The sequence below is a fragment of the Micropruina glycogenica genome (genome assembly GCF_900289045.1).
In the GTDB taxonomy this organism is placed as follows: domain Bacteria; phylum Actinomycetota; class Actinomycetes; order Propionibacteriales; family Propionibacteriaceae; genus Micropruina; species Micropruina glycogenica.
Genome location: NZ_LT985188.1, coordinates 3,755,232 through 3,779,587, shown reverse-complemented (window position 1 = coordinate 3,779,587; position 24,356 = coordinate 3,755,232). Strand labels below are relative to the sequence as shown.

General features: G+C 69.0%; 23 protein-coding genes and 1 tRNA gene. 11 read left to right on the top strand and 13 right to left on the bottom strand.

Annotated elements, in window-relative coordinates:
* Positions 1–4: 4 nt before the first annotated feature.
* Together glmU and MPLG2_RS18715 are read right to left on the bottom strand one after the other, a co-directional pair.
* Positions 5–1,477: a bifunctional UDP-N-acetylglucosamine diphosphorylase/glucosamine-1-phosphate N-acetyltransferase GlmU gene (glmU, locus tag MPLG2_RS17830; RefSeq protein ID WP_105187311.1), complete on the bottom strand. Its 1,473-nt coding sequence runs from the start codon at positions 1,475–1,477 to the stop codon at positions 5–7.
* Between the two features lie 330 nt (positions 1,478–1,807).
* Positions 1,808–1,886 (bottom strand) — tRNA-Gln (locus tag MPLG2_RS18715).
* A 140-nt stretch (positions 1,887–2,026) separates the two neighbouring features.
* Between MPLG2_RS18715 and MPLG2_RS17825 the strand changes: the two genes are divergently transcribed.
* The gene (locus MPLG2_RS17825) at positions 2,027–2,665 is read left to right on the top strand and encodes a TetR/AcrR family transcriptional regulator (RefSeq protein WP_231936023.1); all 639 of its coding nucleotides are present in this window, start codon (positions 2,027–2,029) and stop codon (positions 2,663–2,665) included.
* Positions 2,666–2,667: 2 nt separating this feature from the next.
* On the opposite strand, the gene MPLG2_RS17820 is transcribed toward MPLG2_RS17825, so the two are convergent.
* The gene (locus MPLG2_RS17820; protein ID WP_158681323.1) at positions 2,668–3,297 is read right to left on the bottom strand and encodes a VOC family protein; all 630 of its coding nucleotides are present in this window, start codon (positions 3,295–3,297) and stop codon (positions 2,668–2,670) included.
* Between the two features lie 86 nt (positions 3,298–3,383).
* On the opposite strand from MPLG2_RS17820, the gene MPLG2_RS17815 reads away from it, so the two are divergent.
* Complete coding sequence (locus MPLG2_RS17815) at positions 3,384–4,547, top strand: MFS transporter (RefSeq protein WP_105187308.1); 1,164 nt, start codon at positions 3,384–3,386, stop codon at positions 4,545–4,547.
* Positions 4,548–4,708: 161 nt separating this feature from the next.
* On the opposite strand, the gene MPLG2_RS17810 is transcribed toward MPLG2_RS17815, so the two are convergent.
* The 4 genes from MPLG2_RS17810 to rsmI form a co-directional block, all read right to left on the bottom strand.
* A complete protein-coding gene (locus MPLG2_RS17810) occupies positions 4,709–5,641 on the bottom strand; it encodes a 4-(cytidine 5'-diphospho)-2-C-methyl-D-erythritol kinase (RefSeq protein WP_105187307.1) in 933 nt (310 codons plus the stop codon).
* Positions 5,642–5,748: 107 nt separating this feature from the next.
* Positions 5,749–6,597 carry a 16S rRNA (adenine(1518)-N(6)/adenine(1519)-N(6))-dimethyltransferase RsmA gene (rsmA, locus tag MPLG2_RS17805; RefSeq protein WP_105187306.1) on the bottom strand — a complete coding sequence of 283 codons (849 nt, stop codon included), beginning with the start codon at positions 6,595–6,597 and terminating at the stop codon, positions 5,749–5,751.
* On the bottom strand, positions 6,590–7,429 hold the full coding sequence (locus MPLG2_RS17800; protein ID WP_105187305.1) for a TatD family hydrolase: 840 nt from the start codon (positions 7,427–7,429) through the stop codon (positions 6,590–6,592). Before MPLG2_RS17800 ends, rsmA begins: the two co-directional genes overlap by 8 nt.
* Before the next feature lie 46 nt (positions 7,430–7,475).
* Positions 7,476–8,315 (bottom strand): 16S rRNA (cytidine(1402)-2'-O)-methyltransferase, encoded by an 840-nt coding sequence (gene rsmI / locus MPLG2_RS17795; RefSeq protein WP_105187304.1) that lies wholly within the window; start codon positions 8,313–8,315, stop codon positions 7,476–7,478.
* A 586-nt stretch (positions 8,316–8,901) separates the two neighbouring features.
* On the opposite strand from rsmI, the gene MPLG2_RS17790 reads away from it, so the two are divergent.
* Entirely contained in the window at positions 8,902–10,446 is a 1,545-nt protein-coding gene (locus MPLG2_RS17790) for a dolichyl-phosphate-mannose--protein mannosyltransferase (protein ID WP_173909666.1), read from the top strand.
* 184 nt (positions 10,447–10,630) lie between these two features.
* Here the strand turns inward: MPLG2_RS17790 and MPLG2_RS17785 are convergent, their stop codons facing one another.
* The gene (locus MPLG2_RS17785) at positions 10,631–11,104 is read right to left on the bottom strand and encodes a hypothetical protein (RefSeq protein WP_158681322.1); all 474 of its coding nucleotides are present in this window, start codon (positions 11,102–11,104) and stop codon (positions 10,631–10,633) included.
* A gap of 219 nt (positions 11,105–11,323) precedes the next feature.
* Here MPLG2_RS17785 and MPLG2_RS17780 point away from each other — a divergent pair, with 219 nt between their 5' ends.
* The 4 genes from MPLG2_RS17780 (at position 11,324) to MPLG2_RS17765 (ending at position 14,750) form a co-directional block, all read left to right on the top strand.
* Complete coding sequence (locus MPLG2_RS17780) at positions 11,324–12,769, top strand: uracil-xanthine permease family protein (protein WP_105187302.1); 1,446 nt, start codon at positions 11,324–11,326, stop codon at positions 12,767–12,769.
* 269 nt (positions 12,770–13,038) lie between these two features.
* A complete protein-coding gene (locus MPLG2_RS17775) occupies positions 13,039–13,707 on the top strand; it encodes an AzlC family ABC transporter permease (RefSeq protein ID WP_105187301.1) in 669 nt (222 codons plus the stop codon).
* Complete coding sequence (locus MPLG2_RS17770; RefSeq protein ID WP_105187300.1) at positions 13,707–14,018, top strand: AzlD domain-containing protein; 312 nt, start codon at positions 13,707–13,709, stop codon at positions 14,016–14,018. The genes MPLG2_RS17775 and MPLG2_RS17770 overlap by 1 nt, the downstream gene beginning before the upstream one ends.
* A 360-nt stretch (positions 14,019–14,378) precedes the next feature.
* Entirely contained in the window at positions 14,379–14,750 is a 372-nt protein-coding gene (locus MPLG2_RS17765) for a PH domain-containing protein (RefSeq protein WP_105187299.1), read from the top strand.
* Between the two features lie 114 nt (positions 14,751–14,864).
* Here MPLG2_RS17765 and MPLG2_RS17760 read toward each other — a convergent pair whose 3' ends face one another.
* On the bottom strand, positions 14,865–16,805 hold the full coding sequence (locus MPLG2_RS17760) for an acyl-CoA dehydrogenase family protein (RefSeq protein ID WP_105187298.1): 1,941 nt from the start codon (positions 16,803–16,805) through the stop codon (positions 14,865–14,867).
* On the bottom strand, positions 16,802–17,431 hold the full coding sequence (locus tag MPLG2_RS17755; RefSeq protein WP_158681321.1) for a TetR/AcrR family transcriptional regulator: 630 nt from the start codon (positions 17,429–17,431) through the stop codon (positions 16,802–16,804). Before MPLG2_RS17755 ends, MPLG2_RS17760 begins: the two co-directional genes overlap by 4 nt.
* Before the next feature lie 69 nt (positions 17,432–17,500).
* Here MPLG2_RS17755 and MPLG2_RS17750 point away from each other — a divergent pair, with 69 nt between their 5' ends.
* From MPLG2_RS17750 to MPLG2_RS17740, 3 genes are read left to right on the top strand one after another with little or no spacing between them, the layout of a single operon-like run.
* A complete protein-coding gene (locus tag MPLG2_RS17750) occupies positions 17,501–18,784 on the top strand; it encodes an acetyl-CoA C-acetyltransferase (RefSeq protein WP_105187296.1) in 1,284 nt (427 codons plus the stop codon).
* Positions 18,784–20,163 (top strand): 3-oxoacyl-ACP reductase, encoded by a 1,380-nt coding sequence (locus MPLG2_RS17745; protein WP_105187295.1) that lies wholly within the window; start codon positions 18,784–18,786, stop codon positions 20,161–20,163. The genes MPLG2_RS17750 and MPLG2_RS17745 overlap by 1 nt, the downstream gene beginning before the upstream one ends.
* On the top strand, positions 20,163–21,053 hold the full coding sequence (locus tag MPLG2_RS17740; protein WP_105187294.1) for a MaoC family dehydratase: 891 nt from the start codon (positions 20,163–20,165) through the stop codon (positions 21,051–21,053). The genes MPLG2_RS17745 and MPLG2_RS17740 overlap by 1 nt, the downstream gene beginning before the upstream one ends.
* Before the next feature lie 196 nt (positions 21,054–21,249).
* Here MPLG2_RS17740 and MPLG2_RS17735 read toward each other — a convergent pair whose 3' ends face one another.
* From MPLG2_RS17735 to MPLG2_RS17725, 3 genes are all read right to left on the bottom strand, one after another.
* The gene (locus tag MPLG2_RS17735) at positions 21,250–22,452 is read right to left on the bottom strand and encodes a M20 metallopeptidase family protein (RefSeq protein WP_105187293.1); all 1,203 of its coding nucleotides are present in this window, start codon (positions 22,450–22,452) and stop codon (positions 21,250–21,252) included.
* 190 nt (positions 22,453–22,642) lie between these two features.
* A complete protein-coding gene (locus MPLG2_RS17730; protein ID WP_105187292.1) occupies positions 22,643–23,155 on the bottom strand; it encodes a hypothetical protein in 513 nt (170 codons plus the stop codon).
* On the bottom strand, positions 23,139–24,062 hold the full coding sequence (locus MPLG2_RS17725; RefSeq protein ID WP_105187291.1) for an ATP-grasp domain-containing protein: 924 nt from the start codon (positions 24,060–24,062) through the stop codon (positions 23,139–23,141). Before MPLG2_RS17725 ends, MPLG2_RS17730 begins: the two co-directional genes overlap by 17 nt.
* A gap of 62 nt (positions 24,063–24,124) precedes the next feature.
* Here MPLG2_RS17725 and MPLG2_RS17720 point away from each other — a divergent pair, with 62 nt between their 5' ends.
* A complete protein-coding gene (locus MPLG2_RS17720) occupies positions 24,125–24,313 on the top strand; it encodes a hypothetical protein (protein WP_197710015.1) in 189 nt (62 codons plus the stop codon).
* The last annotated feature ends 43 nt before the right edge of the window (positions 24,314–24,356 follow it).

The window sequence follows — 24,356 nt, the reverse complement described above, 5'->3', positions numbered from 1 at the left end:
CCGCTCATCGGACGCCCTCGCTGCCTTCGGTCGCACCGGTCTGGGAACCACCCAAGGCGGCTTCGGCCGCCGCCGCCGTTCGGGTGCCTGGTCGCTTTCTCGCGACCCACCCGGCGATGTTGCGTTGAGTGCCCCGCGCCACCGCAAGTTCACCGGGGCCCACCGGGCTGGTGATCGTCGAGCCGGCCGCGACGTAGGCGCCGTCGGCCACCTCGACGGGGGCGACCAGCACCGAGTCGCTGCCGATGAACGACCCCTTGCCCACCGTGGTGTGCGACTTGGTGACTCCGTCGTAGTTGGCGAAGATCGTGCCGGCGCCGATGTTGGCGCCCTCGCCCACGGTGGCGTCGCCGCAGTAGGTCAGGTGCGGCACCTTGGCGCCGTCGCCGATGGCCGCGTTCTTGGTTTCGACGAACGCGCCGATCTTGCCCTTGACGCCCAGCTTGGTGCCGGGTCTGATGAACGCGAACGGCCCCACGTCTGCGTTGGGGCCGATCACGGCCAAGGTGGCATGACTACGCACGATGTGTGCGCCTTCGTCCACCTCGACGTCGATCAGCGTGGTGTCGGGGCCGATCACCGCACCCGTGGCCACCGAGGTGGCGCCCTCCAACGAGGTGCCCGGCAGCAGCGTGACGTCGGGGGCCAGGTCGACCGAGTCGTGCACCCAGGTGGTGGCCGGATCGAGCACCGTGACGCCCTCGGCCATCCACCTGCGCAGAATGCGGCGGTTGAGCTCGGCGCTGAGGGCGGCGAGCTGAATGCGGTCGTTGACCCCCTCGGCCTGCACCGAGTCGGCGAGTACGGACGCGCCCACCCGCCGTCCAAGGCCCCGGGCGAAGCCGACCACGTCGGTGAGATACAGCTCACCCTGGTCGTTGTCGCTCGACAGGTCGGCCAGGCCGGCACTCAACACCTGGGCGTCGAACACATAGATGCCGGCGTTGATCTCGGTGATCACCCGCTCGTCGTCGGTGGCGTCACGCTGCTCGACGATGCGGACGACCTCGCCGCCCTCGCGCACGATGCGTCCGTAGCCGGTGGGGTCGGGGGCGATGGTGGTGAGCACGGTGACCGCGTTGCCCTCGCCACGGTGGGCCTCGACCAGGGCGCGCAGGGTCTCGCCGGTGAGCAAGGGCACGTCACCGCTGGTCACCACCACGTCGCCGACCAGATCACCCAAGCCCGCCAGACCCGAACGCACTGCGTCGCCGGTGCCCAGTTGCTGCTCCTGCACCGCGGTGGTCACCTGCGGAGCCACCTCTGCCAAATGCGCCTCGACCTGGTCGCGCTGAAAGCCGACGACCACCACCAGGTGATCGGGTTCAACCGCACTGGCGGCGTCGACGGCGTAGCTGAGCATCGACCGTCCGGCCAGTTGGTGCAGCACCTTCGCGGTGGCCGACTTCATTCTGGTGCCGGCCCCGGCCGCCATGATGACGACTGCCGCGACGCGCGTTTGGTCGGTAGTGGTCACGAATACTCCCAGCTGTAGCCACGCGGCCCCCCGGCGCGACGTTGCCCACCACCGGAGGATTGCGATGCTCAGCCTAATGGACCCCGACCCCTCGACTGCCACGCAACCGAACAGTCCGGCCAGCGGTCATCGGGCTCGGACGTCGCCCAGCGCTGCGGCGATGAACCATGGCGCGGTGAGCGCCGACGTGACGATGCTGCCGACCCTGATGGGCGGGTGTCGAACCTATGAGCACCTCGCCGAGTTCGACCGGCAACGACCAACAGACCAGCCTTGATGGGGTCTCGGACGGCGCTGTGGCCGGTATCGATGTCGAGGCCAACGCCCGCGCTCCCCGGGTAGGAGTCGAACCTACTTCGCTAATCCTGATTCAAAGTCAGGCGGGCCCTGCCGGAAGACCAACCGGGGATCGTCCCCTCACTCTACGGTGCCCGCGCGGGGCATCGCACCTCGGCGCGTTTGGCGCGCGAGCGGGGTGGGCGTCAGACTGAGCAGATGGCCAACCCTTCAGCCGCAGCGGCCGGACGAGCCCGGCGCGTGCGGGTGCGTATGACCCGGGCCGAGCGGCGCGAACAGTTGATCGACGTGGCCCGCGGCTTGTTCGCCGAGCGCGGACTCGACGGCACGTCGGTCGAAGAGATCGCCGCGCATGCCGAGGTCAGCAAACCTGTGGTGTACGAGCACTTCGGCGGCAAAGAGGGCCTCTACGCAGTGGTCGTCGACCGTGAGGTGCGCACGCTGCAGACCGCGATTCGCGCGGCCCTGACCACCCCGCGCGTGGGCGCACGACGGCTGATCGAACTGGGCACATTGGCGCTTCTCGACTACATCGACGCTTATCCGGACGGTTTCGCGATCATCTCGCGCGGCTCGTCGGCCACCTCACAAGAGGGGTCGTTCGCCACCATCTTGTCTGACGTGGCGAGCCAGGCCGAAGATCTGCTGGCCGCCGAGTTCGCCAACCGGTCGTTCGATCCGGCCCTCGCCCCCATGTACGCGCAGATGCTGGTGGGCCTGGTGGGCCTGGTCGGGCAGTGGTGGCTCGACACCCGTGAAACGACCCCTCTCGACAAGCAGGTGGTGGCCGCCCACGTGGTGAACCTGGCCTGGAACGGCATGCGGCATCTCGAAGTCGCCCCCCGGCTGGGACGCCCTCGCGTCACCCTCGTGAGCGACCCCGACGAGTAGGGCTACTCGCGGCCCAGTTCGGTGCAGACGCAGGCCAGGTTGCCGTCGGCGTCGGCCAGCACGGTGAACGACGGCTCGAAGTTGCGGTCGACGACGCGGCCGCCCGCCTGAACCGCGGCGTCGATGCGGGCCGCCGCCTGATCACCAGGCACCGTGATGTCGAGGTGAAAGCGCTGACGGTCGGCGGCGGTCGAGTCGGTCTGCTGAAACCACAGGGGCGGCAGCGCGCCGGTGGGGTCGTGCACATCGTCACCGGTGTCGACCAGGCCGAGCAGCGCCGCCCAGAAGGGACGCACCTTCGCCTCGTTCGGGGCGTCCAGCGCCAGCTCGAGCACCTGCAGCCGATCGGGCTTGGCGCTCAGACCGTGCTGTGCGGCCAACTCGCTGATGCGTTCGGCAAGTTCGGCCTCGCGCCGGGTGACGCCCTCAGAGGGGTCTTTCAGCGTGATCAGCACCCGGTCGCGGTTGACCTGAACGACGGGCACGGTCGCTTCGCCGTCGAGTAGCGGGCTGACGTCGGTGAGAAAGGCCGTCGCCTGGGCGAGCGACCGGGTGGCGAAGTCGGCGCGCAGGGTGCCCAGCTGCCAACGCCAGTCGGTGAGGTGTACGTCACGCGCAGCAAGTCGGGTCATGGGGCGCATGCTACAAGCGGGCTGTGACGTTTCAGCTGGGCGAGCCAACCCCGTCCGGGGTCGGAGACGGCCGATAGGGTCGTAGCATGCCGCCTGCACCGTCCGCAACCACGTCAGCCCCGGCCGTCGTCAACCTGTTCGCCTACAACGGCCTGGTGATCGGCACCTGGGCCGCGTCGCTGGCCGCACTGCGCGAGCGACTGGGGCTCGACGCCAGCGGCATCGCGATCATGCTGGTGGGTGCAGGCGTGGCTGCGATCACCGGCATGCAGGTCGGTGGACGACTGGCCGACCGGCTCGGCGCCCGCCGCGTGGTGTTGACCTGCGTGCCGCTGTTGATGGTCGGCCTGGTGGTCGGCGGATTCGCCGCGAACTACGTGGTCCTGTTCGTTGGAGCCCTGCTACTGGGCCTGGGCAACGGCGGCATCGACGTGGCCATGAACGCGATCGGGGTGCAGGTCGAGGCGGCGCGGCCCAAACCGATCATGAGCTTCTTTCACGGCATGTGGTCGGTGGGCAACTTCGCCGGCGCCGCACTGGTCTACATCGCTGCGCTGTCGGTGCCGAGCTTCGCCGTGCAGGCCGCGGTGCTGGTGGCGACCGTGGTGGGGGTGGCCGCGTGCGTGCTGGCCGTGCGCATCACCCCTGAGACCGCGGTGGTGACACACGCCGACGAGACCGGCGCCAAGACGCCGATCCCCCGGTGGGCGTACCTGCTGGGGCTGATGGCCATCGCCTTCGGTCTGGGCGAGGGCAGCGCCATGGACTGGTCGGGCCTGCACGTCACCGAGGTGGCCGGCATTCCCGCCGCGCAGGGGTCGCTGGCGGTCACGGTGGTGGCGGGCTTCATGGTGGCGATCCGGCTGCTCGGCGACGCCCTGGTGGCCCGGTTCGGACGCCGAGCGGTCGTGCGCTTCGGCGGTGCCTGTTCTGCACTGGGCTACCTGATCACCGCGATCGCCACTCCCCTGCCGGTGCTGCTGATCGGCTGGGCGATGGTCGGCTTCGGCATCGGCATGATCGCCCCGCAGGTGTACGCGGTGGCCGGCCACGCGGCGGGCGGCCGCGGGCTGGCCGTCGTGGTCACGTTCGGCTACGCGACCTTCTTGTGCGGGCCGGCCGTGATCGGCTTTCTGGCGGCCCACTTCGGCCTGCAGCACACCATGTTCGTGCCGGCGGTGCTGCTGGCCTGCCTGCCGTTCCTGGCGTCGGTGATGCCGGCCGACGAACGTCCGGCTCCGATCAGTTGACGGGTCTCTCGCGACTACTCGTGACGCTCCGCCGAAACCCGTCATCCCGGCGAACGCCGGGATCTCCGAAGCCGACGTTCAAACTGGTCCTGGTCGTCGCTTGAGCTGGTCGAAACCCTTCAGCAGAAGGACTCGACACGTTCGACCGGCAGGCTTCGCCCTCAGGCGGTGATCAGCCGCGCACCGGGCACGGGGCCGGTGACTCGCCGCACCGCCCGGCACAGTCCCTGGCTCGACAGTTGCACCGACAGGTCGACCGCGGCGGCCTCGTTGGCGGCCAGAAACGCGCAGGTGGGGCCGGCCCCTGACACGATCGAGCCCAGGGCACCCAGTTCGGCGCCTGCCTGCAGAATGCGGGCGAGACCCGGCCTCAGCTCGGTGGCGGCGGGTGCCAGGTCATTGACCAGGGCCGCGCCCAGGGCGGCGGCGTCGCCCGCCACCAGCGCGTTCATCACCTCGGTGGGCAGGTCCAGCTCGTCGGGTGCGTCGGGGTTCAGCTCGTCGAAGCGGCCGAACACCGCAGGAGTGCTCAGTTCGTGCTCGCTCAGCGCCAGCACCCAGTGATAACTGCCGCGGCTCAACACCGGCATCAGCTCATCGCCGCGTCCGGTGCCCAGTGCCGTGCCGCCCATGAGTTGAAACGGCACGTCGGCGCCAAGGGCGGCACCGAACGTCCGAAGCTCGTCGGGGGCGGTGTCGAGGTCCCACAAAACAGAGCAGGCCAAAAGTGCGCCGGCCGCGTCGGCAGAACCACCGGCCATGCCGCCGGCCACGGGAATGGTTTTGCGAATCACGATGTCGGCACCCAACCGCGCGGGCCCGTAGTGCTGCGCCAGCAGGCGGGCCGCCTTCACCGCCAGGTTGCGATCGTCGCAGGGCACCTGGTCGGCCTGCTCGCCGACCACCGACACAGTGAACCGGTTCGGTTCCGCCCACCGCACCGAGACCTCGTCGAACAGCGAAACGGACTGAAAAACCGTAGCCAGCGGGTGGTAACCGGACGCGTGCACGCCCCCGACCCGCAGGGCCAGGTTGATCTTGCCGGAGGCCCGGACCCGGACCCAGTCCGGCTCGGGCTCTTGCGGTGTCGCCACGTCGCGAGGCTATCTGATGCTCGCCGTCGATGGCACCCGTGGGCCCGTGTGGATGGCCGCCCCCGCCGTCCACGTGCGTTCTCGCAGCCGGCTCGGCCACCGCCCGGTCACACGGGTTCGATGGCTGCCAATCGGGCGAAGTCGGCGACGTCGAGCACCTCGCCCCTCGCGGTCGGGTCGATGCCGGCCGCGAGCAGGGCCTCGGACGCACGGGCGGACGACCCGTACACGCCGACCAGGGCCGAGCGCAGCATCTTGCGTCGCTGCGCGAAAGCCGCGTCGACCAGGGCGAACACCTGCTCGCGGGTCGCGGTGGTGACCGGCGGGTCGCGACGTTGCAGCGCCACCAGCCCCGAGTCGACGTTGGGCACCGGCCAGAACACCCCCGGCGGCACCGAACCCGCCCGCCGCGAACTGCAGTACCAGGCCAGCTTCACCGACGGCACCCCGTACACCTTCGACCCAGGCGGCGCAACCAGCCGGTCGGCCACCTCCGACTGCACCATCACCAGCCCGCTGCGCACGCTGCCGAACGTGGCCAGCACGTGCAACAGCACCGGCACGCTCACGTTGTAGGGCAGGTTGGCCACCACCGCGGTCGGCTGCGGATCGGGCAGGGTGGTGACCGTGAGGGCGTCCGCCTCGGTGACGGTGAGCCGGTCGGCGGCTGCGGGCAGCCGCTCGGCCACGGTTTGGACGAGCCGCCCGGCCAGCCGGTCGTCGATCTCGATGGCATGCACCCAGGCCAGCCGTTCGAGCAGCCCCAGAGTGAGCGAGCCGAGGCCGGGGCCGATCTCGAGGGCGACATCGTCGGGTTGTAGGTCGGCGGCGGCCACGATGCGGCGCACCGTGTTGGCGTCGTGCACGAAGTTCTGCCCGCGCTGCTTGGACGGCCGCAGATCGAGCTCGGCGGCCAGTTCGCGAATCGTCCGCGGGTCGAGCAGGCCCTCAGCCATCGTCACCCCAGCCGCCGAACAGGGCGGTCGCGTTGTCGTCCAGCAGCCGGCAGAAGCCGGCCAGGTCGGCGCCGCGGCGCTCGGCCAGAAACCGGACGGTCCACGGCATCAGGTACGACGCATTGGGCCTGCCACGCAGCGGCACGGGTGTCAGGTAGGGGGCGTCGGTCTCGACCAGCAGCCGGTCGTCGGGGGTCAGGTCGAACGCCTCCCGCAGCGCATGGTTGGGCTTGAAGGTCACGGTCCCCGGAAACGAAAGCCAGGCGCCGCGGTCGAGGCACTGCCGCGCGAAATCGGCGTCGCCAGAGAAGCAGTGCATCATGAACCGATCGGGCACGCCCTCGGCGTCGAGCACGTCGAGAATGTCGGCGTGGGCGTCGCGGTCGTGAACCACGACGGCCAGGTCGTGTTCGCGGGCCCAGGCCAGATGCGCGGCGAACGAGTGCTTCTGCAGGCGTTTGCCCTCGTCGTCACGGGTTCGGTAGTAGTCGAGGCCGGTTTCGCCGATGCCGCGGACGTGCTCGTCGGCGACGAGGGCTTCGAGGGCGTCCAGTTCGGCGGGCAGCCGATCGCCGGCACGGGCGGCGTCGTTGGGGTGAATGGCCACGCAGGCGACCACCGCTGGGTGATTCTGGGCGATCTCGATCGCACCGCGTGAACTGGGCAGGTCGCAGCCGACCTCGACCAGCCGGTGCACGCCGACCTCAGCGGCCCGCTCGATCAGCTCGGCGACGGGCAGGCCCGAGAACTCCTGCGTGCTGAGCAGGTGGGTGTGGGCGTCGGTGGTGGGCGCCGGCAACGGTTCGGGACGCTGCGGCAGGTCGCGGTTCATCGTCCGCCCTCGCTCGTTGGTTCGCCTCGCAGCGAAGCAGCGCCACTCATCGTTCGCCTCGACTCTTCAATGCCGCGTCGTAGAGCTGACGCCGCGGCACACCGTGGGCCGCCGCCACCTCGGCAACCGCCTCCGACAAGCGCTGACCCGACGCCACCGCGGCCTGCACGGCCGCCAGCGCGCCCTCGGGGTCGCCCGATACCTGCGCTCCCTCGACCACCACGGTCAGTTCGCCGCGCACCTCGCCCTCGGCCCAACCTCGCAACTCGGCCAGAGTGCCGCGGCGCACCTCTTCATAGGTCTTGGTCAACTCGCGGCACACCACCGCGCGACGATCGGCCCCCAAGGCGGCTTCAGCGTCGGCCAGAAAGACCGCCAGCCTATGCGGAGCCTCGAAGAACACCATCGTGCGCGGCTCGGCGGCGAGACCTGCGAGCCTGGCCCGTCGCTCGCCACCTTTGCGGGGCAGAAACCCCTCGAAGCAGAACCGGTCGGTGGGTAGGCCCGACACCGCCAGCGCGGTCAGCACGGCAGACGGCCCGGGTACCGCGGTGACCCGAATGCCGGCGTCTGCGGCTGCGGCCACCAGCCGGTAACCGGGGTCTGACACGGCGGGCATGCCGGCGTCCGAGACGACCACGACGCGGCGTCCGGCTTCGAGGTGATCTATGAGCGCCGCGACCCGACCACCCTCGTTGCCGTCGAAGAACGACACCACCGTGGCGGTGGGGTTGATGGCGAGACGCCGGCACAGGTCGCGAAACCGCCGGGTGTCTTCGGCGGCGATCACGTCGGCCTCAGTGAGGGCGGTGAGCAACGCGGGCGAGGCGTCTTCGGCATGGCCGATGGGTGTGCCGGCCAGCACCAGCACGCCCGGGTCAGTCATGCGGCTACCTTTTCACATCGCTCAGGTCGGCTCCGCTGCTGGGAGGAGGCGTGAACGGTATTGGGGACGGTTCCCATTACCATTCAGGCCTTGATGAACTGAGCGAACCTGGCCTTTGAAGCAAAGAACCGTCCCCTGAACCAGGAGAACCGTCCCCTGCAGCCGACGGTGGGGTATTCGCACGTGTCCGTCCGCAGGGTCGAATGCGACCAGGTAGCCAAAGATCGAGAGGCGGACCAAGATTCTGAAAACATCGCCCGCGACGACGGCCGCGCGCCGCGGCGAGCGTAGGCCCGTGCAACGCGGGCGATGATTTCAGAATTCCTCGGCGCTCCAGCACCAGGCGTACCGCCTGAATGAACGTTGCCGGGTCGCACCTGCCCATGCTGCGCCGCGGCTGCTCGGACGGCCCCCACCACCGGCTCGTTAGGATGGCCCGGTGACCGAAGCCACCCGCACCTCCGCCGTCGAGCCCGTAGCTGTCGACGACGGTGCCGCGGCGCGTGCTGAGACCGCCTCCGCAGACTGGACGGCGCCGTCCAAGGCCCGCGATGACGGCTGGCGAGGCTCGGCGAACCGCGACGACCTGAGCACCGTGCAGCGCCTGCGCGACGGGCGCATGACCGATGCGGCCGTGGGCTGGGCGGTCACCCTGACGATCACCCTGCTGGCCTTTCTGATCCGCATTCAGAACCTCGGCTACCCCAAGAACCTGGTGTTCGACGAGACCTACTACGCCAAGGACGCCTGGTCGCTGCTCAAGTTCGGCTACGAGCGCAACTGGCCCGACGACGCCAACGCCCAGGTCGTGGCCGGCACCCCCGACGTCTACTCGAGCACCGCCGAGTTCGTGGTACACCCGCCGCTGGGCAAGTGGTTGATCGCGGTGGGCGAGCACTGGTTCGGCATGAATGCCTTCGGCTGGCGCTTCATGGCCTGCGTGTTCGGGTCATTGCTGGTGTTCGCCACCATCAGGCTCGCCCGCCGGCTGTCGCGCTCGACCCTGATCGGCGGCATCGCCGGCCTGCTGCTGACGCTCGACGGTCTCGCGTTCGTGATGAGCCGCACCGCCCTGCTCGACATCTTTCAGTCGTTCTTTCTGGTCGCGGCCGTCGCCTGCTGCGTGGCCGACCGCGACTGGTACCGGCACCGGTTGGCCGACGCGCTCGAACATCGCGGTCAGCACGACTTTCATGGCGAGTTCGGCCCGATCGTGTGGTTGCGTCCGTGGCGGTTCGCAGCGGGCGTGATGTTCGGCGCAGCGCTGGCGTGCAAGTGGAACTCGGTGTTCGTGCTGGCGGTGTTCGGCGTACTCAGCGTGCTGTGGGACGTCGGCGCCCGCCGGCTCGCGGGCGCCAACTGGCGCTCGTGGCTGGCGGTGCTCATCGACGGCATTCCGGCGTTCGTGCGCATGGTAGTGGTGGCCGTGGCGGTGTATGTGTCGACCTGGATTCCGTGGCTGCTGGGCACCGGCGGCTACAACCGCGACTGGGGGTTGAAGAACCCCGACCACCCGTGGGTGAAGGCGTTCGGCGAAGGTTTCGCCTCCCTGATCTACTTTCACAAAGAGATCTACGAGTTTCACACCGGCGACTACATCAACAAGGCCACCCACCCCTACGACGCGCACCCGCTGGGCTGGCTGGCGATGGTGCGTCCGACCGGTTTCGACGCGGTCAACGACATCAAGCCCGGCACCGACGGCTGCGTGGGCCCCGAGAACTGCATTCGGGTGATCTCGGCCATGGGCACCCCGGTGTTGTGGTGGATGGCTGCCATCGCCCTGGTGGTGTGCGCGGTGTGGTGGATCGGCGGCCGCGACTGGCGCTTCGGCGTTCCCGTGCTGGGTGCCATGGCGACGTACCTGCCGTGGTTCAACTACACCGATCGGCCGCTGTTCTTCTTCTACTCGATCACCATCATTCCGTTCACCGTGATCGGGCTGGCGCTGGTGATGGGCCTGATACTCGGGCCGGCGAACAGTCCGGGACGACGTCGCGGCGCCATGATCGTCGGCGTCGCGATCGCGCTGGTGGCACTGAACTTCGCCTACATCTACCCGGTGCTCACCGACCAGTTGCTGCCCTACTCGGAATGGTTGTCACGCATGTGGCTGCGGTCCTGGATCTGAGCACGGCACACACGGGCCGACCTAGCTGCCCACGTTCAACACTGATGCCGGCATCGGTCACTGGTGCCCGATCAACTCACTGCTGCCGCGCAATAACGTGGCAACAGTGTGAGTGGACGGCACCTGACAACGTTGCCGGCATCGCACGCCGTGCGCCGGCTGAGCTCGGTCGAACCCGAGCTGATCACGCGACGTTGGTGTAACCGACGACCTTGACCCGGACGCGGGTCGTCGCGGCGGCGGCCCGCACGCGCAGCCGTCCGTAGTCTCCGGGAGCGACGTACACAGTGCGGGTGGTGGTGCCCTTGGTGATCGGCACGGTGACGCCGTCCACATCCGGCCGACTGTTGCTGGGGGCGACCTCGACGTAGCCCGCCGTCTTCTTGGCCGAGACCGTGACCGACAGCCGCACCCACTGCAGCCTGGTCTGTGCAGAGGTCGGCACCACACCCGATGCCCCGATGATGCGCGGGTACACCCGGGCACCGGCGTTCAGGGGCTTGTCGAGCACCGTGGCGCTGCGGCGCAAGAGGGTGCGCCGGTAGCTGGGCGCCACCGGGTTCTGGGCGAGGTCGTCCAGAATCTCCCGGGTGGCGAGCGGATCGTCGCTGCTCACCACCGCCTGCCCGTTGTTCACCGCTGTGGAGAGGCGCCGCACCGAGCACGTGACTGCCTTTGTGACACGTGACTGCCTGCACGCAGGCAGCGAAGTGTCACAACGGCAGCTACGTCGAACTCCGGGCCCGAAGGCAATCCGTCGCCCATGAAACGGCACGGCTGACATCTGAGACGGGCTCGTCTCACGGCATTGGGCCGCGACGTGGCTGTCGGTGCACCGTTCTAGGGTGCTCACCGGGTCGAGTCGAGAGGGACGGTCATGGCGCTGTGGACCTTGCACGGGGACGGCAAGCTGAAGCCAGGCGAGGTGGTGGCACCCGACGAACGGCTCTCGTGGGGCAAGACCATCGGCCTGGGTGCGCAACACGTGGTGGCCATGTTCGGCGCCACCTTCGTGTTCCCGTTGCTGATGGGGCTCAACCCCCAGCTCGCGGTGATGATGTCGGGCGTCGCCACGCTGATCTTTCTCCTCGTGGTGCAGGGCCGGGTGCCGAGCTACCTGGGCTCGTCCGCGTCGTTCGTGGGCGTGGCCACAGCCATCTACGGCGCCGGCGGCAACCCGGCCGACGTCACCGGCGCCATGCTCTGGGTGGGCGTGCTGCTGTTCATGGTGGGCATCATCATTCACTTCGCGGGCTCGCGCGTGATTCATCGGGCCCTGCCGCCGGTTGTCACCGGAGCGGTGGTCATGCTGATCGGCTTCAACCTGGCTCCCGTCGTGGCCGGCACCTACTGGCCGCAAGACCAGTGGATCGCCCTGTTCGTGATGATCGTGGTGGTCGTACTGAGCGTGGGCGTGAAGGGCTTCATCGGACGTATCGCGATCTTTCTCTCGCTCGTGATCGGCTATGTGGCGAGCTGGCTGGCCGACGTGCTGACCGGCCCGATCACGTCGTACAGCCCGGCGGCGGGCGAGGCCACCACCCACCCGCGGGTCGACTGGTCGGGCGTCGCGAGCGCCAACTGGATCGGTTTTCCGCCCCTGACCGACCTCACCACCTGGAAGTTCAACGCCGCCACCAACGTGGTGGGTATTCACGGGCCGCACTTCAACGTCGCGTTCGCGCTGATCGCGCTGCCGGTGGTGATCGCGCTGATCGCCGAGAACACCGGGCACGTCAAGGCGGTGGCCGAAATGACCGGCGCCAACCTCGACCAGGACATGGGCCGGGCCATCGCCGCCGACGGTATCGGCTCGGTGGTTGCCACCGCGGTCGGCGCGGGCCCCACCACCACCTACGCCGAGAACATCGGCGTCATGGCGGCCACCCGGGTGTACTCGACGGCGGCCTACGTGGTGGCCGCGCTGGTGGCGATTCTGTTCGGCTTCTCGCCCAAGTTCGGCGCGATCGTGTCGGCGACGCCGGGCGGCGTGCTGGGCGGCATCACTGTGGTGCTCTACGGCATGATCGGCCTGCTCGGCGCCAAGATCTGGAAAGAGAACGGCGTCGACTTCGGCAATCCGATCAACCTGGTGCCGGTGTCGGCGGGCATCATCATCGGCATCGGCGATGTGTCGTTGGTGTTCAGTCCTCAGTTCGAGTTGAGCGGCATCGCACTCGGCACCATCGTCACCGTGGCGGTCTACCACCTGGCCCACGCCCTGGCACCCAAGGAGTTGCGGGACGCCGCCGGCGGCACGGTGCTGATCGTCGACGAGCCGGGCATCTGGACCGACGAAGACGACGGCCCGGCGAAACGCTGATCGCGAACCGGGCGGGTCGCCTGTAAGAGCATGCGCCACTGCCCCGCTGACCAGCGTGCAGAGCACCCGTCCAATCCCGCAGCTGGTTGAGCCAGATTGGGGACGGTTCTACTTCTGGCTCAAGGGACGGTTCCAGATCTAGCTCAAGGGACGGTTCTCTGGGCCAGAAGTAGAACCGTCCCCATTCCGACTCACGTCGAGCGAGCTGGGCACGCCGGCGCGGTCCATCGCTGCGGTGGACCCAGGCCGAGACCGTTAGGCTGCCGCGCGTGCCTCGCCTCACCCCCGCCGTCCGTTCTGGCCTGTCGATCGCGATCGCCGTCGGCATCTACGGGGTGTCATTCGGAGCGCTGGGCGTGGCCGCCGGACTGAGCGTCGCCCAGACCTGCGCCCTCAGTTTGCTGATGTTCACCGGCGGCTCGCAGTTCGCGTTCGTGGGCGTGATTGCCGGCGGCGGCACCGGGTTGAGCGCCCTGACCGCCGCCACCCTGCTGGGGCTGCGCAACGGCGTCTACGGCATGCAACTCGAGGCGATGCTGCGGCCCAAGCGAACGATGGCGCCGGTGTATGCCCAGTTCACCATTGACGAGTCGATGGCCAACGCCACCGCCCAGGAGACCCCCGACGAGCAAAGCCGCGGCTTCTGGACGGCCGGCCTCGGCGTCTTCGTGATGTGGAACACGTTCACCCTGGTGGGCGCCCTGGCCGGCAACGCGATGGGCGACCCGGCCAGGTGGGGTTTGGACGGCGCCGCGTGCGCCGCCTTTCTCGGCCTGCTGTGGCCGCGGCTACACGGCCGCGACCCGATCGCGATCGCCGTGGTGTGCGCGGTGGCCACGATCGTGTGTATTCCGCTGACGCCGCCCGGGCTGCCGATCATCATCGCGGCTGTGGTGGCGGCGGCGGTGTGGGCTTCGCAGCACCGGAGAGCCGCCTGATGGACATGTGGCTCTGGGTGCTGGCGGCGGCCGCCGCCTGTTATGCGCTGAAGCTGCTCGGCTATCTGCTGCCGAAGTCGCTGCTCGACCGGCCCTGGGTGCCATCGCTGGCGGCTGCGCTGACGGTGGGGCTGCTGTCGTCCCTGGTGGTCGCCAACACTGTCAGCAAGGGCCAGGGCCTGGTGCTCGATTCGCGCCTGCTCGGCCTGGGTGCAGCCGCCGTGGCACTGAAGCTGAAGGCGCCCTACATCGTGGTCGTGATCGTCGGCGGCGCCGCGACGGCCGCCGGACGATCGGCCGGCCTGCCCTGACCAGCGGGCTTCTTGATGCTGTTGCGGCGCGCGGTGTGCGCGGCGTTCCGCATGGCGTCTGCTGGCGCGCACGGCCATCTCTGTCTTTGCGATCGCCTGCGTGCCAGCGTCTGTCCGTCGTGAGATCCCGGCGTCCGCCGGGATGACGAGTGAAGCAGCGGCCCCTCGTGAGACCCCGGCCTGCGCCGGAACGACGAGTGAAGCAGCGGGCCGTCGCGAGATCCCGGCCCGCGCCGGGATGACGACGAATCACCGGGATGACGATGAATCTGACGACGATCCCGCGCCGGGTAGCCGGTGTCGCTACCGTGGAGAGACTCCCAACCGTCGGCTTCGGCCGCTCGTACAGCGAGGCCTCTCATGGAAACCGGTGCCATTCTGTCGTGGACCCTGGTGAGCGAATGCCCCGTTCCGGCCGACGTCCAACACCTGCTGACCCAGCGCGAGCAGCCCGTCGCCGCGTACCGCACCTTTCGCGACGTGGCCATCTTCACCAACCTGCGGCTGATCGTGCGCGACGCCCAGGGCATGAGCGGCAAGAAGGTCGAGATCTACTCGCTGGCCTACTCACGAATCGACATGTGGTCGTCCGAGAACGCGGGCAGCCTCGACTGGAACTCAGAGCTTGAGCTCTGGACCCGCGCGGGCCACATCAAGGTGAAGCTCAACAAGGGCATCGACGTGCGCCGGCTCGACGGCCTGATCGCCCACATGGTGCTGAACAGCCGGTAGCCCCGCAGTCCGCGCTGAGCCATCCAGAGGTGGCACCGCTAGTGGTGCCACATCTGGATGTCTTCAGCCCGTGAACTCTGTGAGGTCTCGACAAGCTCGACCAGCGGTGAACCGTCAGACCTCGAGCATCGCCGAGCCCAGCCACTCGGCCGGAATGCCGAAGCCCTCGACCAGCGCCGTCGCCCGGGGTCGCAGGTCGCCGCAGAGCTGATTGATGTGCTTGCGCAGGGCCTTGGCACGGGCGTCCGACATGCGGTTGTGGGCTAGGAACCAGCCGGCGTCGGCTTCGAGGCTGGTGAGGGCGAACAGCGTGCAGAGCTCTTCGAGCGTCTGCTTGGCCGGCCCGTCATCGCAGGCTTCGATACCGGCGATGAACGAATCGAGCACCACCCGGTCCATGTGCGCGCGGGCCACGAAAATGACATGGTCCTGCATCGCGTTGACCGCCTCGAACGAGTCGCGGTCGGCCGCTCGCATGCGCCGGGCCAGCGAGTCGATGCTGTGCCGCTCGCGCTCTTCGAACATCCACGCGTGCCAACCACGGTCGTAGAACGCCGCCGCGTCGCCCTTGCGCCGCGCGGTGGCCACCAGCCGCTCGGCGAGCAGCCCGGCCCCGGTGCGTTCGATCACCGACGAGCCCACCATGCGTGCCGACGCCTGAACCATGCCCAGCCGGTCGAGCCCGCCCCACACCTCGCGGTAGTTGGTCAGCACGCCCTTGGCCACCAACTGCAGCAGCACCGTGTTGTCGCCCTCGAAGGTGGCGAACACGTCGGTGTCGGCCCGCAGTTGGGTGAGCCGGTTCTCGCTCATGTAGCCGGCCCCGCCGCACGCCTCACGGCAGGTCTGCACGGTCGCGTTGGCGAACTCGGTGTTGAGCGCCTTCAGCCCGGCGGCCAGGGTCTCCAGGGCCCGCTGCTCCTTCGGCTGATGATCGGGGTTGGACGCCACGCGGGCGAATGAGTCGATCAGGTCGTTCTGGGCGAACCCCAGCGCATAGGTGCGGGCGATGGCCGGCAACAGCTTGCGCTGGTGCGCCAGATAGTCGAGCAGTGGCGTCTCGTCTTCGGTGCCGGGGTGCCTGAACTGGGTGCGTTGCTGCGCGTACAAGGTGGCGATCGACAAGGCCCGACGGGTCGCCAACGCCGCGCCGCCGCCGATGCAGATGCGGCCCCGCACCAGAGCGCCGAGCATGCTGAAGAACCGCCGGTTCGGGTTCTCGATGGACGACTCGTACTGCCCGTCGGTGTTCACCGAACCGAACCGGTCGAGCAGCAGGTCGCGGCCCACCGGCACGTGGTCGAAGCTGATCCAGCCGTTGTCGACGCCGATCAAACCGCCCTTGTGCCCGTTGTCGCCGATCGTGACACCCTCATGCACCGAGCCGTCGTCGTCACGAATCGGCACCAGAATGCAGTGGACGCCGTGCTCGGTGCCGTCGACGATCAACTGGCCGAACACCGCAGCCATGTGGCCGTGCGCTGCGGCGTTGCCGATGTAGGTCTTGGCCGACGATTCCTTGGGTGAATGCACCACGAAGTCGCCCGCCTCGGGATCGAACGTGATGGTGGTTTCGAGCGACTGCACGTCGCTGCCGTGTCCCCGCTCGGTCATCGCGAAGCAGCCCAGCACCTCAAGGCTCAAGGCACCGCCGAGAAAGCGGTCGTGCTGGTCATCGTTGCCCAGGCTGGCAATCGCGCCGCCGAACAGGCCGTGCTGCACGCCCGACTTGATGGCCACCGACAGGTCGCCGTGCGAGATGGTCTCGAAGTCGATCAGCGACTGCACCAGCGTCGCTTCGTCGGCCGATTCCGCCGGCTGAATGGCCTGCCCGAAACCGTGATCGACGAGCACCTTCAGCCGTTCTAGCGTCCACTGCCTGGCTTCGGCCAGCCCCAGGGACGGGTCGCGGTGCATGCCGTCCGTTGGGTAGGCGGCGCGTCCGGCGGCCCGGCGCTCGTGATGCCGGCCCTCGAACGCGGCGTTCAGGGCTACGCCCAAGTCGACCTCGGCGGTCGTGTCGGCGACGGCTTCGTCGGCGGTGATGGTGCTCATCGGTGCTCCTCGTTGATGGTGGTGACGAGATTGAAGGCCGGCCCGACCAGGGCGGCGAGGTCGCCGGCGACGTCATCGGCGGGGCGATGCATGCCCGACCTGATCCACTGGTCGGTGGCTGCTCGCACAGCCCCGACCAGGGCGTGGCCCCAGGTGTCGGCGAGGTCGGCGTCGTAGCCGCGCGAGCGCAGAATGTCGGCCATGCGCTCGCCGATGCGCATGGTCAGGCCGGTGACGGGGTCGTCGGTCAGATCGCCGTCGACCAGCGGCCGCGACATCACGAACCGGTAGATCTCGGGGTCGCGTTGCACCAGCGCCAGGTAGCCACTGGCCAGATCACGCACCAGCCCGGGCAGGTCGTCACCGGTCCAACTGACCGACGCGTGCAGGTCGTCCAGAATGAACTGCGCGGTCTTCTCGACCACCGCCCGGTACAGCCCCGGACGGTCGCCGAAGTGCCGGTAGATCACGGGCTTGGACGTGCCCGCCTCGGCCGCGATGTCGTCGAGGCTGACCGTCGCCCCCTGCCGCCGGATCGCGCGCAGGGTCGACTCCACCAGCTCGATGCGCCGCTCTCGGCGGTGCTCGGCCCAGCGGGTGTCGCGCCCGTCCGTCTGTGTGTTCACGAAACTCAGAGTACCCGGTACTTTCCGTACCTGCTACCGTAAGTACCACCTATCTGCGAAGGAGCTCCGATGGCTGATCTGCGCAACGCCGTGCTGGTGGGCGGCAACCGCATTCCGTTCGGCAGAATCGGCGGGGCGTACGCGTCCGCCACCAACATCGACATGCTGACCGCCGCCCTCGACGGCCTGGTCGCCCGCTACGGCCTGGCCGGCGAGCGGCTGGGCGAAGTGGCCGCCGGCGCGGTGCTCAAACACAGCCGCGACTTCAACCTCACCCGCGAGGCAGTGCTGTCGTCGGCCCTGAACAATCACACGCCCGCCTACGACATCCAGCAGGCGTGCGCCACCAGCCTCACCGCCGCGGTTCAACTCAGCAACCGCATCAGGGTCGGCCAGCTCGACGTGGCCATCGCCGGCGGGGTCGACTCGGCGTCGGATTCGCCGATCGCGGTGAACGACCGGCTGCGCAAGACGCTGATCAAGCTCAACGCTGCCAAGACTCCGATGAACAAGCTGAAGACCCTGGCCACGGTGCGTCCGGGTGACCTGGCGCCCGAGGTACCGGCGGCAGCCGAGCGTCGCACCGGGCTGAACATGGGCCAGCACCAGGCCATCACCACCAAGCAGTGGGGCATCACCCGTGAGGCTCAGGACGAACTCGCCGCCGCCAGCCACCACAACCTGGCCCGCGCCTGGAAGGACGGCTTTTTCGACGACCTGGTGACCCCCTACCTGGGGCAGACCATCGACCAGACGCTGCGGGCCGACACCTCGGTGGAGAAGTTGGCCAAGCTGCGGCCGGTGTTCGGCGACGAGCCCGGCGCGAGCATGACCGCCGGCAACTCCACCCCCCTGTCGGACGGCGCCGCGGTGGTGCTGCTCGCCGACGAGAACTGGGCGCGCGAGCGCAACCTGCCCGCGCTGGCCCGCATCGTTGACGCCGAGACCGCCGCCGTCGACTACCTGCTCGGCCAAGAGGGGCTGCTGATGGCGCCGGCACACGCGGCCGCCCGGCTGCTCACGCGCAACGGCATGGCGCTGCAAGACTTCGCCCTGTACGAGATTCACGAGGCGTTCGCTTCGACGGTGCTGTGCACCCTCGCCGCCTGGGAGTCGGACGACTACTGCCGCGACACCCTGGGCCTGCCCGGGGCGCTGGGGTCGATCGACCGCTCGAAACTCAACGTGCACGGCTCGTCGCTGGCGGCCGGTCACCCGTTCGCCGCCACCGGTGCGCGCATTCTGGCGTCGCTGGCCAAGATGCTGGCCGCGAAGGGCTCGGGTGCGCGCGGGCTGATTTCGGTGTGCGCCGCGGGCGGCCAGGGCGTGGTGGCGATCGTGGAGGCGATCTGATGAACCTCGACTCGCTGATCGCGGGGGCACTCAACTCCCCCTTGGGCAAGAAGGCCATGGCGGCCGCCGGGTTCGCCGAGGCCACCAAACTGCGGCGGGGCGAGGCGCTGCCGTCGGGGCCGCTGGCGCTCGGCGTGGTGGGCGAGTCGTCCGCCGTGGCCGACGCGTTGGCAGCCGTGGGGCTGAGCGCAGAGCCGGCGCTGATCGACTCGCCAGAAACGCGCACCAAAGACGACAAGGGACGCGATCAGGCCCCCGCCTACCCCGCGAAGATCGGCGCGGTTCTGGTGGACGCCTCGCAGGTCGCGACGGTGGATCAACTGGAGCAGGTGCGAGCGGTGCTCAGGCCGGCGATGCGCGGGCTGGAGCCGTCCGGACGGGTGATCATCGTGGCCGCGGACCCGGCCACCGCATCGTCGGTCGAGCAGGCGGCAGTGCGGCAGGCGCTCGACGGCATCATGCGCAGCGTCGGCAAAGAACTGCGGGCCGGGGCAACGGCCAACCTGGTGCAGGTGGCCGACTCGACCACCCCGGCCCAGCTGGGCGTGGTGCTGCAGTTTCTGCTGTCGGGCCGCTCGGCCTACGTCGACGGGCAGCCCCTGGTGCTCGCCGACGTGGCCACGACCCCCGCACCCGAGGGACGCATCGTGGTGGTCACCGGCGCTGCCCGCGGCATCGGTGCGGCGATCGCACGGCGCTTCGCCGCCGACGGTGCGCGGGTCGTGGTGGTCGACGTGCCGATGGCCGGCGAGGCGATGGCCGGGGTGGCCAACGAACTGCACGGCACCGCGCTGCAACTCGACATCACCGTGCCCGACGGGGGTGCGCGCATCGCCGAACACGTCGCCCAGCGCTACGGCGAGGGCGCACGCATCGGTGCCCTGGTGCACTGCGCGGGCATTCTGCGCGACCGCATGCTGGCCAACCTCGATGAGGTCCGCTGGGCGTCGGTGCTGCAGGTCAACCTGGCCGCGCAGCTGCGCATGAACGAGGTGCTGCTCGACCCGTCGGTGGCCGGCGGTCTCGCCGACGGGGCGCGCATCGTCGCGGTGGCGTCCACCAGTGGCTGGGCCGGCAACAAGGGGCAGACAAACTACGCGGCGTCCAAGGCGGGCGTGATGGGCATGGTGCGAGCGCTGGCGCCGAGCGTGGCCGAGCGCGGCATCGTGGTGAACGGCGTGGCTCCCGGGTTCATCGAAACCGACATGACGGCGTCCATTCCGGTGATCGACCGCGAGATCTTTCGCCGCAGTTCGAGCCTGCTGCAGGGTGGTAAGCCGGCCGACGTGGCCGAGGCGATCGTGTTTCTCGCCGATCCCGAGACGCCGATGAACGGCCAGGTTGTGCGGGTGTGCGGTCAGTTGATCGTGGGCCGCTGATGGCCCACGTCGTATTGGACGCCATGCCGGGTGCGGCCGGGCTGTACGCGAAGGCGTTGGCGCCGGCGCGCCGTCCGGACGTTGCTGCGGGCCTGGCCGACACCACCGTGCGGCTGGCCGGGCATCGGTGCACGGTGGCCGAGGTGGCGGCGTACAACAGTGTGTGCGGGTTCGTGCTGGCTGACGAGTTGCCGGCGACCTGGTTGCACGTGCTGACGTTTCCGCTGCAGTTGACGCTGATGACGGCGTCCGACTTTCCGCTGGCACCGGCCGGCATGGTGCACGTGAGCAACGTGATGACGCAGCATCGTCCGGCGTTGATCACCGAGGCCTTCGACCTGGTGGTGCGTGCCGAGAACCTGCGCCCGCACCGCCGTGGGGTGCTGGTCGACCTGGTCGGCGAGGTGCGCGTGCGTGACGAACTGGTCTGGCAGGGTCGCTCGGTCTACCTCAATCGGCAGGCGAAACTGGCGCCGAATCCCGAGCCCGGGCCGGCGCCCAAGGCTCAGGGCGACGGATCGGGTACCGATGTCGGGGCATCCGACGTACACCTGGCGACGGCCGGGCTGTGGCGGCTGCCGGCGGATCTGGGGCGGCGGTACGCGGCGGTCTCGGGCGACGTGAACCCGATTCACCTCAACCCGTTGGCGGCCAAGGCATTCGGTTTTCCGCGCGCCATCGCCCACGGCATGTGGACGCACGCCCGCATGTTGGCAGCGCTGCAGGCACGGCTACCCGACTCGTACGCGGTGTCGGTCGAGTTCGCCAAACCGGTGCTGCTGCCGTCCACCGTTTCGTTCTCGGTGGCCGAGCAACCAGACGGCTTCGAGGCGTCCCTCGCCAACCGCGCCGGCGACAAGACCCACGCCACGCTGACCCTCACCACCTGAGCAGGGGACGGTTCTCCAGCGGTAAGGGGACGGTTCTCCAGCGGTAAAGGGACGGTTCTCCAGCGGTAAAGGGACGGTTCTCCAGCGGTAAAGGGACGGTTCTCCAGCGGTAAAGGGACGGTTCTCCGAACGGTGAGGGGACGGTTCTCCGACGGTTGGAGAACCGTCCCCTCACCGGTTGGAGAACCGTCCCCCATCAGCCTTGACGCAGGCGCCGGAGGGTCACTTCGGCGAGCAGCGCCGAGCAGTCGGCCAGCACCACGTCGTCGAACAGGGCCCGCGGCGAGTGGTTGGTGGCGGTGGTGTTCCAGTCATCACCTGGGTAGGCCGACACGAAGATGTAGGCCCCCGGCACCTGCTCGAGCACGTAGCTGAAGTCTTCGGCGCCGGCTTCGGGAAACGGCATCTCGACGTACCGCTCGGCCCCGAACAGGTCGGTAACGGTGTCGGTCATCAGGGCGTAGGCGGCGTCGTCGTTCACGGTCACCGGGTAGCCCGGCACATAGTTCACCTCGGCGCTCAGTCCGTGCGCCTCGGCGATGCCGCGGGCCAGCCGTTCGATGCGTTCGGGCACCTGGTCGTGGTTGGTCTTCGAGAAGGTGCGCACGGTCAGGTCGATGTGCGCGTCGTCGGGAATGATGTTCTCTTTGGTGCCGCCCACGATGCGTCCCGCGGTGACCACCACGGGGTCGAAGGCGTCGAACTGCCTGGTCACCATGGCCTGCAGGGCCAGGACGATCTCGCACGCCACCGGTACCGGATCCTTCGACCGGTGCGGCTGCGACCCGTGCCCGCCGACACCCCGCACGGCGATGTAGCACTGATCGGCGGCCGCCATCAGCACCCCTGCTCGCCCCGTCCACACCCCCAGCGGAGCCTGCGCCGAGATCACGTGCAGGCCGAACGCGGCGTCGGCGCGGCGCCCGGCGGCATCCAGCACACCCTCGGCGATCATCGGGGCCGCCCCACCCGGGCCCTCCTCGCCCGGCTGGAACATGAACACCACGTCGCCGGGCAACTCGTCGCGCAGTTCGTGCAGAATCCTCACCGCACCCACCAGGCCCGCCACGTGCAGGTCGTGCCCGCAGGCGTGCATGGTGCCGGTGGTCGAGGCGAACGGCTGCCCGGTGGCCTCGGTCACCGGCAGCCCGTCCATGTCGCCCCGCAGCAGCACGATCGGACGCTCCCCCGCCGTCTCGGCCCGCCCGCGCAGCACCGCCACCACGCTGGTCACCGACTCGCCGGTGGTGATCTCGAGATCCAACCCGTCCAGCGCGGCCAGAATGCGGGCCTGAGTACGGGGGTTGTCGTTGCCGAGTTCGGGGTCGGCGTGCAGTTCACGGCGCAGCGCCTGAAGTTCGGGGTGCAGTCGCGCGGCGATGTCGGTGGTGGACGTCATGTGGTCAGCTTGCCAGACCCGTTGCGACGCGCCGTCGAGAGATCCCGGCGCTCGCCGGGATGACGAGGTGTTTCGCCGGGATGACCAGGTGTGCAGAGACACGGTCACAGCGGAGTGGGGTGCACCCCACTGTGCGGCGGCGGACGGGTCTCGACAAGCTCGACCAGCGACGAGCTCGACCAGCGACGAGTCAGTCGCGCAGCGCCCGCCCCAGGGCGTCCAGCTTGGCCTCGACGGCGCTCAACCGCACCTCTGCCTCGCCCGGCAGCGCACCCGCAGTGGTGCCGGCCACCTCGACCGACGGCCTGCGTCCTCGGGTGAACTTCCACCAACCGACGCCGACCGTCACCGCCAGCGCCGCCGTCATCACCGCGAACCGCGACCACTGGGCGCCGGCAGACACCCCCATACCCACCGCGTAGATCATGGTGAACAGCCCGCCGAGCAGCGCACCGTTGGCCAACACCGGCCCGGCGTCGGCGATCGCCAGCGACAGCAGCATCACCGCCGTGGCGCAGATCAGCAGAATGATCGACGTGGTCAGCCGCCATTGCGACCAGCTCGACTCGCCGCCCATCGAAAATTGGGGCTCGGGGTAGAACGTGTTGACGCCTATGCCCACGAAAGCCGTTACCACCAGGCCCAGAAAGAAGCTGAAGATGACCTGCAGCATCGACTGGCCCAAATCACGTTGCGCACTCATTCGTCAAGCGTGCCATCACACCGTCGACGAACAGCTCCTCCGCGCCGGGCACCAGATCGAGAAAGTAGCTGGGCTCGAACAACTCCATTTCGAGCAGCACCGCACGATCGTCGGCGTCGCGGGCGATGTCGACCCGCGCATACAGCGGCGGGCAGGACTCGCCCAGCCCCCGCTCGTCGAATAGTGTCGCCACCGCCGCGAGCGCCGCCTGCGCCAACTCGCGCTCGTCGGCCGGCGCCTCGTCGACCGTGATGGTTTCTTCGTACACGTCGCCGCCCAGCAACCCGCCGCCCAGCGCCAACAGCGGGCCCTTGCGAATGGCGTGCACGAATTCCCCGGCGAAGTGGATCAACGCGCGCTCCCCCACCCGCGCGACCGACGCGATCGCCGGCTGAATCATCACCACCTTGCCGACGCCCAGAATGTGCGCGGCCAGAGCGGTCGCGGCGGGGTCGTCCGGCTCGAACAGGCCGGTGTCGGCCGAGGCGGCGGACACGCTGGGTTTGATCACGACGCGTCCGCGCGAAGCGGTCAACGCCGCCCGTACCTCATCAGCGGTACGGCAGTAAACGGTCGGACAAGCCCGGACGCCCCGCTCGGTCAGTTCGCCCAGATAAGCCTTGTCGAGGTTCCAGCGAATCAACTCGGGATGATTCGCCACCGGCACCACCCGCTCGAGCGCAGCCAGCCAGGTCACAAACCGCTCAGCCTGCGCGGCGTAGTCCCACGGCGACTTGATCACCGCCAGGTCGAGATCGTCGTAGCGCGCCGACTCGTCGAGCCAGTCGATCACTCGGCAATCGACACCCCGGCGTTGCAGGGCCGCGACGATCGGCGCCAGGTCGCGGTCGGCGTCCACCGGGCTGGTCAGGGCGTACTGCGAGGTGATCAGGGCGACGGACGACATGTGCCCATCAAACTGCACCCGCGAACGCCGTCCAAACTGTGATCGGGCGCATGATTAGGTGCGTGACCACCGAAGACCCGTCAGACGACCTGGCGACAGTCGTGCGCTGGCAGGCGTCCGGGGGTGGGGTCGAGGTGGTGAGCTCGGGTCCACCTGTGGTCGTCGCGCTCTGCACCTGCGACGGCGGCCAAGAGATGCAGCGGCTCACGTCGACCGCGCCGGACCTGATGGATCACCTGCGCCGCACCTGATCGCAGCACACGTTGCGGCCAGGTCACAGCGACGCAGCCTCAC